This window comes from Planctomycetia bacterium (assembly GCA_021413845.1).
Taxonomy (GTDB): domain Bacteria; phylum Planctomycetota; class Planctomycetia; order Pirellulales; family PNKZ01; genus PNKZ01.
Genome location: JAIOPP010000060.1, coordinates 24004 through 31032 on the forward strand (window position 1 = coordinate 24004; position 7029 = coordinate 31032).

Genomic DNA, 7029 nt, shown 5'->3' on the forward strand with positions numbered 1-7029 from the left:
GCCGCCGGTCTACTCCGAGAGTTGCGTTAGCATGGCGAGCCAAGGAACCGCTCCGACGACGAACGCGAAGATCACGAGCGGCATCGGCGGATTCGAGCGTTTACGCTTCACGACGATCGGCGTCGTGACGAGCAGCAAGATGCCGACGATCGCCGCCGCGACCAACAAATACGCGGCGAACATCCGCAGCAAGTTGGCGCGCGGCTCGACGAACGCAACGTAGAGCCGAGCGGCCACGGAGCCGAGTTCGCACATCAGCGTGGTCGAGAGCATCGTAATCCAGGCTACGGTCAGGGCATCGACCGTCGGACGAACGACGAATTTCTTCTTCTGAGCGTGCCGTTGCGATTTTGTTTTCGACATGGCCGGGTGCGACTCGGGAGCAGGCTCTAGGTGGGCGATGCTCGCGATTCTACCGCATAACGAAACCGGCCGCGATCAGCGATATGCTTCTCGACCAAGGATCAAGAAGAATTAATATCGCCGACCGCGGCCGATGAAATATCGATTTCGATACATCTAACGCGATGTACCGCCGTTAAATCATACGCGGATTGCGGAGATTACACGCCGCGATACGTGACGAGCACTTCGCCGCACTTCTTATAGCGGATCGTCACGGACACGCCGCAGCACCAATCGTAGGTCACAAGCCCTTCGCCGATCAGCGTCTTACGACAATCCACTTTCGGCTCGCCGCAGCAACAGGCCGGCAAGCAAACCGGAACGTCGACCGGGCAGCAGGTGCAAGGGTTCTTCGTGGCGAGCACGAGCTTCACCGGCGGCTTGCAGCATTTGTCGCGGCAGAGCCGGCTGAGGTCGAGCAAGGCATGGCGATACTTGATGCACGGCGTCGGGCAGCAAACGCAGGGGGTCGAGGCAATCGTCGTGCAGCCCGGCGCGGCGACGCCGACCGAGGCTTGGTCGGGAATCGGCTTCGGCATCGCTTCGGGTGCTTTGCCGAGCTTGAGCAAACTCTTGGCTTCGACGTTCGCAACTGAGAACGTCAGCGCGACGAGGCCGATGGTGCAGGCGGAAATCAAGCGATAAATCATAGTCGTCTCCCCTTCTTAAATCCGTTTCCGAAAATCAAATGTCGAACTCCGTAGAATCGCCAAGATCGTTACCAAGCGCCGCGCGCACAAGGCCCCAACAAAGAGGGGAAATAGAGCCCAGCGGCCCTAATCGACTTGGAAATAAAGGCTTAGCGCTCGAAATAAAAGCTGCTTAGTTTCGCTTACTCCCGGATTTTTCCGCAAAAAATCACTCTCGATCGCCCGGAATCGAGCTTCGTTTGCTCCGACCCGATTCGCGACCTAGAGTTACGATGGCGGTTTCACATCGCCTCACTTCCGCCTTGCACTCGCCCGAACAGCACTTCTCCCACGACTCCACCATGACCGCGGACGTTCTGACCGAGAATCGGTCGGTATTGCGCGATATCGATACGGCCCTGGAGCCGATGCGTCGTAAGCATCGCGACTTACAGACGTTCATGGCGTCGCAATTGGAACGCTTGGAGATGTTGGCCGGCCGGCTCGATGAGCGCGAGCGTGAACAGCGCGACCAGACCGAGCTGCTAGCTCAAGAGCGGAACGCTTTAGATGTAGAATGGGCTCGGCTCGACTCCCTCATCGAATCGGCGCAAGCGAACGCCTTGGAGATTCGCCAAGAAAAACAACGCCTCGACACCCTCTCGCGCGATCACTTCGACGGCCCGCAACTGCGTGAATTGAAGCATTTGCGCGAAGAGATCGAGCAGCTGTCGCATGAGCGGCGCGTCGTCGAGAACGAACTAGAAGCGGCCCAGCGAAAAGTCGGACAACTCGCCGATACGGCCGTCGAACTCTCCGAGACCCGCGCCGAACTTGCGGCTACGCAAAGTGATCTCGAACGCTTGCGCCGCGAGCCGTCGCGCATCGACGCGGCCGGCCTGGCTGAGCTCCAGCATCGCCTGGCCGTAGCGCAGGAAGACCGCGAACGGCTCTCCGGCGAAGTCCGGCGGCTTAAACAACGAGAAGCGGAGCTGCAAAAACAACGGGACGAAGACAACCGGCGTTACACCGACGAGCGACTGGACTGGCTCACCGAGCTGCGCTCGCTACGGCGCTCGTTCGAGCTGAAGCCGGCGACCACGGCCGAGACGCGCGAAGCCTCACCGGAAGCGATCCCGCCGCCGAAACCGGAGGAACAGAACCCCTTCGATCAGGTTCTCGATCAATTCGAAGCAGTCAAACGAGACGCTGCCAAACGGAGAGCGAAAAAACTCTAAACGCGATCGTCGCCCCCCCTTTCATCCACACTCAGCCTGCTACCACATCACCTCAGGATCTTCATCAGTGAGCCGACAAGACCGACGCCCCTACTTGATTCGCAACGACGGAGCACATCGGGACGCCGCAGGAGGGGTCGAGCTGCGCGAAGCGCCGGCGGAGTTGCTGCCGCTCGGCAATCCACAGGTGTTGGAAAAGTTCGAAGAGCTCGACGACTTGGTCTTCGATGCGATCGCCGGGCGCTCGCAAGCCGTGGAACAGTTGCGAAAGGCGTGGCCCGAGGCGCTTGCGCTGGTGGGTCCGGCCCTGGTCGAGGAATCGCGCGACGCCTACTTGCAGCACGCGCTCAACAAGTGGCTCGACTGCACCGAAGGGGGAACCGCTCCGAGCCCAAAGCTCGCCGTCACGCTGATGGACGTGCTCACGGTCTTAATGGCGTACCAGCCGGAATAGCGTGGTACGTTCACAGCGACTCTTGCCGAGTTCTTAGCTCTCGATCAATTTGCGAAACGACTTGAACAGGTAGCTGCTGTCGTGCGGACCGGCCGACGCTTCCGGATGGTACTGCACGCAGAACGCCGGGGCCGATTTGTGGCGGAGCCCTTCGATCGTGTCGTCGTTCAAGTTGCGATGCGTCACTTCGAGTTCGCTCGGCAAGGTGTCTTCGTCGACCGCGAACCCGTGGTTTTGCGACGTGATCTCGACGACGCCGTTCTGCAGGTTCATCACCGGCTGGTTGGCGCCTCGATGCCCGAACTTGAGCTTAAACGTCTTCGCGCCGCAGGCCAGCGACAGCAACTGATGACCGAGGCAAATACCGAAGATCGGCTTCTTCCCCAGCACCCCCTGAATCGTTTCAACGGCATAGCGGAGCGGTTCCGGATCGCCGGGTCCATTGGAAAGAAACACGCCGTCGGGCTTCGCCCCTAAGACATCCGCGCTCGTCGCCGTGCCGGGCAAGATCGTAACGCGAAACCCTTCGTTCAACAGGTAACGCGGGATATTCCATTTCATGCCGTAGTCGAGCGCCACGATATGCGGCTTGCCGGCTTCGTCGGCCGTCGACATCCGGTTGGCGTCGAGCGTCATCCAAGGGCTGAGGTCTTCGCTCCACTTCCGCGCTTGCTCCGGCATCACTTCGCGCACCAAGTCTCGTCCGTTGAGCCCCGGCGAGGCTTTCGCCTTCGCCACCAAGCTCCGATCGTCGAGATCGCGCGTCGACAGAATCCCCTTCATCGCGCCGGTCGTCCGGATGCGGCGCACCAGTGCGCGCGTGTCGATCCCTTCGATACCGAGCACGTTATGCTTCTTGAGGTACGAGCTGAGATCGTCGCTGGCGCGAAAGTTGCTGACCCGGCCGCTGAGCTCCTTCACGATGAAGCCCGACAGATGCGGCTTCGGACTTTCGAGGTCTTCGTCGTTGACGCCGTAGTTGCCGATTTGCGGATACGTCATCGTGACGATTTGTCCGCGATAACTCGGATCGGTCAAGATCTCCTGGTAGCCGGTCATCGAGGTGTTGAAGCAAACTTCACCATCGACTTCCCCATCGGCACCGAACGAGTAACCGGTGTAAACGGTACCGTCTTCCAAAGCGAGCTTGGCAACTTGAGACATGTCGTCGTCGTTTCCTCTCCGCAAAGTTCGTCGCGCGAAAATTCTTCAATCCGATTTCGAGTGCGTCATCGCTACCGATGGCGCCGCATCGAAACAAACAAATGGCGAAGTTCAGCCATCTCCGAGCGGGTCTCCTAAAGTCGCCCTAAAGGGGGACCGATAGGAATCATAAGGCTGTGGGTCTCCGGAAACAGGGTCACACTTGAATTCGGACAGCCATTGAGGATTCTTGCCCCGGCGAGCAAGGATCCTCTTTTTATGCGCCGATCTCCAGCCGCGACCCCGGTATCCGAGGGCGGGGAGATTATATCGCAGTGCCGGCATGCGGGCTAGCACTCGCGCAAAACGCGCAGGCAACGCAAAGAACGTCCCATTTCCAGACGCGTAAGAACTGCCGGCGGTGAATCGCCTGCTTATTTTTGCGCTGGCGCAATCGGCGCCTCGGGCTTCTCTTCCGCTTTCGTCTCGCCGGTCAAGCAGCGGTGGATCATCCGCACGGCTTGCCGCAGCCGATTCTCGTTTTCGACCAGCGCCATCCGCAGATACCCTTCGCCGGCAGGCCCGAAACCGGTGCCCGGGCTCACGGCCACGCCCCCCTCTTCGAGCAACTTCATCGCAAACTGGAGGGTGTCCATGTTCGCGAGATATTGCTCGGGAATCTTGGCCCAGACGAACATCCCGGCCCGCGGCGGGCTGACGTTCCAACCGATGCGCCGCAACCCTTCGACCATCACGTCGCGTCGGCGTTGATAAATCTTCGCTTGCGATTCGACGTTCGCTTCCGTGTTGCGCAAGGCCATGATCGCGGCGATCTGAATCGCTTGGAACATGCCGTAGTCGTAGTAGGCTTTGATCGTGGCGAGGGCCTTCACCATTTCGGCGTTGCCGCAGGCATAGCCGACGCGCCAGCCGGCCATGTTGTAGCCCTTGCTCATCGTCGTGAATTCGACGCCGACATCCTTTGCGCCCGGCGCCGAGAGAAAACTCGGCGGCACGTAGCCGTCGAAGGCGACGTCGGCATACGCCGAATCGCTGATGACCATGAAGCCGTAGCGTTTGGCGAGCTTCACGACCTCGACGAAGAACTCCTGGTCGACGGTCGCCCCGCTCGGATTGTGCGGGTAGTTGACGATGAGCATCTTCGGGCGCGGATGCAAATGCTGGCAGGTGTACGCGACGTTCGAGAGAAACTTCTCGCTATCGGCGACATCGAGCGTGATGCAATTACCCGACGCTAGCGCGACGGCATAGACGTGCGCGGGAAAGTAGGGTGCCGGCACGATCGCCGTGTCGCCGGGCCCCATCATCGCCAAGCACATGTGGCTGAAGCCTTCTTTCGATCCGAGACAGACGACGATTTCCTTTTCCGGATCGAGCCGTACCCCATGCTTGCGGAGATACTTGCCGGCGACTTCGCGCCGCAGATTCAGAATGCCGATCGATTGGCTGTAGCCGTGGTTGCGCGGATCGCGCGCGGCTTCGATCAATTTTTCGATCACCAACTCATGCGGCGGCTCCGACGGATTTCCCATCCCGAGATCGATCACGTCTTCGCCGGCACGTCGCTTAGCTTGGAGCGCGCCGTTGATTCTGGCGAACAAATACGCCGGCAACCGGCTCATCCGTTCGGCGGGAGAAATCTTAAACGGTTCGGAGCCGGGCACGCTGGGATTGGTCATGACGTTCGCAAAGCTGGAGGCGAAAGAAGGTACTTTCCCTAGAATACACCCTGGTACTCCAAAGGGAAACGCCGGTTGAGCCCGCCGGCGCGGCGACAGGCAACCAGACACCTAGCGGCCGGCAAAAGTTCGCCGCAGCGAGCGCGGATTCAAGCCCCGCGCCCCCGCACCGTACTCCGCTTGCGGGTTCCGCGAACCGAGTATCCTTACGCCGCGTCTACCGCTGTTTCACCGGCGCAACATACCCCGCCTGCACGGCACCACCCACGGCGGCTTCTTTCGTCCCCCCCTCGATGCTCTTGCCGAGCGAGGGAGATTGCACCGTACCGGCGATGAAGTTGTCGATGCGGGCCGTGTCTTGCAAGCGGCGGTATTCTCGCGCCATCGACACCCGCAGCTTCTTCTCGTAGACGTCTTCGCGAATCATGTCGCGTACTTCGGCGAAGTCGATGTTGCGCGGCTGCGTATAGCCTTCGCAAAACAAAACGACGAACGATTCGTCGACTTGGATGATGCCCGACATTTCGCCCGGCTTCAAAGCGAACGCTTCCTTTTCCAACAACGGTTGCCCGCCGTGCCGTTGCAATGGCGGCACTTCACCCCGCAGCGCGCGGCTTACGCTATCGACCGAGTATTGCTCGGCCAGCACGCCGAAGTGTTCCGCGGTCGGGTTATCGCGCGCCAGCTCCCACACTTCTTGCGCCTTGCGCATCTGATTATGCACGATCGCGCTGCACTTCACGCGCGGGCCGTAGTTCGCCTCGAAGCCCTTTTGCAGATCTTCGTCCGTCACCTGCACCGACGGCGCGACGAGCTTCTTCAAAGCCACGCTCGGCCATACCGTGTCGTGAACGTATTGCTCGAACGGAATCTTTTGCTTTTCGGTGATCTCTTTGATCCAGCCTGCGACGTCGGGCTCGTTGCCGCCGGGTTGCGTCGTCTTCCCCATCGCCAGTGCGGCGCGAGCGATCTCGGCGTCGATGTCTTGCTGCATCACTTCCAAATGCCCTTGCGTGAGAGCATGCGAGAGTAGTGTCCGGCCGATCATCCCTTCGAGCACTTCCTTGCCGTTGCGAAGCATGCACTCTTCGGCGAGCGAAGCGGTCGAGAGGACCCGACCGTTGACATGCGCGGCGACTTCCGGCTGCTGGGCCCGACGTGCCGGGTCCATGTAGACCATGTCCAACTGCGATTGCGACTTGATGTGGTTGAACACTTCGGCGGAAGCGAGCCGCAGCTTTTTATCGCGAACCGCATCGCTTAGAACCTGTTGCACCTTCTCCAGCGGCATCGCGCGGGCCGGAATCTGGTTCTCGCACTTCAAAATCACGAACTGCTGCCCTACCGCGACGATCTGAGAAACTTCCCCGGGGCGGAGCGCAAACGCGACTTTCTCCAACGCGGGATCGCCCATGTGCATCTTGATCGGCTGAATCAAACCCTTGGCGCTGGCGCTGTTC

At 60.2% G+C, this 7029-nt stretch carries 7 protein-coding genes; 2 read left to right on the forward strand and 5 right to left on the reverse strand.

Going from position 1 to position 7029, the window contains the following annotated elements; all coding sequences use genetic code 11:
• Window positions 1-9 precede the first annotated feature (9 nt).
• Together K8U03_11245 and K8U03_11250 are read right to left on the reverse strand one after the other, a co-directional pair.
• On the reverse strand, window positions 10-363 hold the full coding sequence (locus tag K8U03_11245) for a hypothetical protein (GenBank protein ID MCE9605463.1): 354 nt from the start codon (window positions 361-363) through the stop codon (window positions 10-12).
• Window positions 364-563: 200 nt separating this feature from the next.
• Window positions 564-1055, reverse strand: coding sequence for a hypothetical protein (locus K8U03_11250; protein ID MCE9605464.1), 492 nt, complete (start codon window positions 1053-1055; stop codon window positions 564-566).
• A gap of 341 nt (window positions 1056-1396) precedes the next feature.
• Between K8U03_11250 and K8U03_11255 the strand changes: the two genes are divergently transcribed.
• Together K8U03_11255 and K8U03_11260 are read left to right on the forward strand one after the other, a co-directional pair.
• The gene (locus K8U03_11255) at window positions 1397-2272 is read left to right on the forward strand and encodes a hypothetical protein (GenBank protein ID MCE9605465.1); all 876 of its coding nucleotides are present in this window, start codon (window positions 1397-1399) and stop codon (window positions 2270-2272) included.
• Window positions 2273-2339: 67 nt separating this feature from the next.
• The gene (locus tag K8U03_11260) at window positions 2340-2726 is read left to right on the forward strand and encodes a hypothetical protein (protein MCE9605466.1); all 387 of its coding nucleotides are present in this window, start codon (window positions 2340-2342) and stop codon (window positions 2724-2726) included.
• Window positions 2727-2759: 33 nt separating this feature from the next.
• On the opposite strand, the gene carA is transcribed toward K8U03_11260, so the two are convergent.
• From carA to K8U03_11275, 3 genes are all read right to left on the reverse strand, one after another.
• On the reverse strand, window positions 2760-3890 hold the full coding sequence (gene carA / locus K8U03_11265) for a glutamine-hydrolyzing carbamoyl-phosphate synthase small subunit (GenBank protein MCE9605467.1): 1131 nt from the start codon (window positions 3888-3890) through the stop codon (window positions 2760-2762).
• 413 nt (window positions 3891-4303) lie between these two features.
• The gene (locus K8U03_11270) at window positions 4304-5569 is read right to left on the reverse strand and encodes an aminotransferase class I/II-fold pyridoxal phosphate-dependent enzyme (GenBank protein ID MCE9605468.1); all 1266 of its coding nucleotides are present in this window, start codon (window positions 5567-5569) and stop codon (window positions 4304-4306) included.
• Window positions 5570-5786: 217 nt separating this feature from the next.
• The coding region (locus tag K8U03_11275) for a peptidyl-prolyl cis-trans isomerase (protein ID MCE9605469.1) at window positions 5787-7029 on the reverse strand (1243 nt) is incomplete at its 5' end.

Coding starts and splice junctions, on each gene's coding strand:
- K8U03_11270 (MCE9605468.1), bottom strand. CDS start 5,569: ATGACCAATCCCAGCGTGCCCGGCTCCGAACCGTTTAAGATTTCTCCC.
- carA (MCE9605467.1), bottom strand. CDS start 3,890: ATGTCTCAAGTTGCCAAGCTCGCTTTGGAAGACGGTACCGTTTACACC.
- K8U03_11255 (MCE9605465.1), top strand. CDS start 1,397: ATGACCGCGGACGTTCTGACCGAGAATCGGTCGGTATTGCGCGATATC.
- K8U03_11245 (MCE9605463.1), bottom strand. CDS start 363: ATGTCGAAAACAAAATCGCAACGGCACGCTCAGAAGAAGAAATTCGTC.
- K8U03_11250 (MCE9605464.1), bottom strand. CDS start 1,055: ATGATTTATCGCTTGATTTCCGCCTGCACCATCGGCCTCGTCGCGCTG.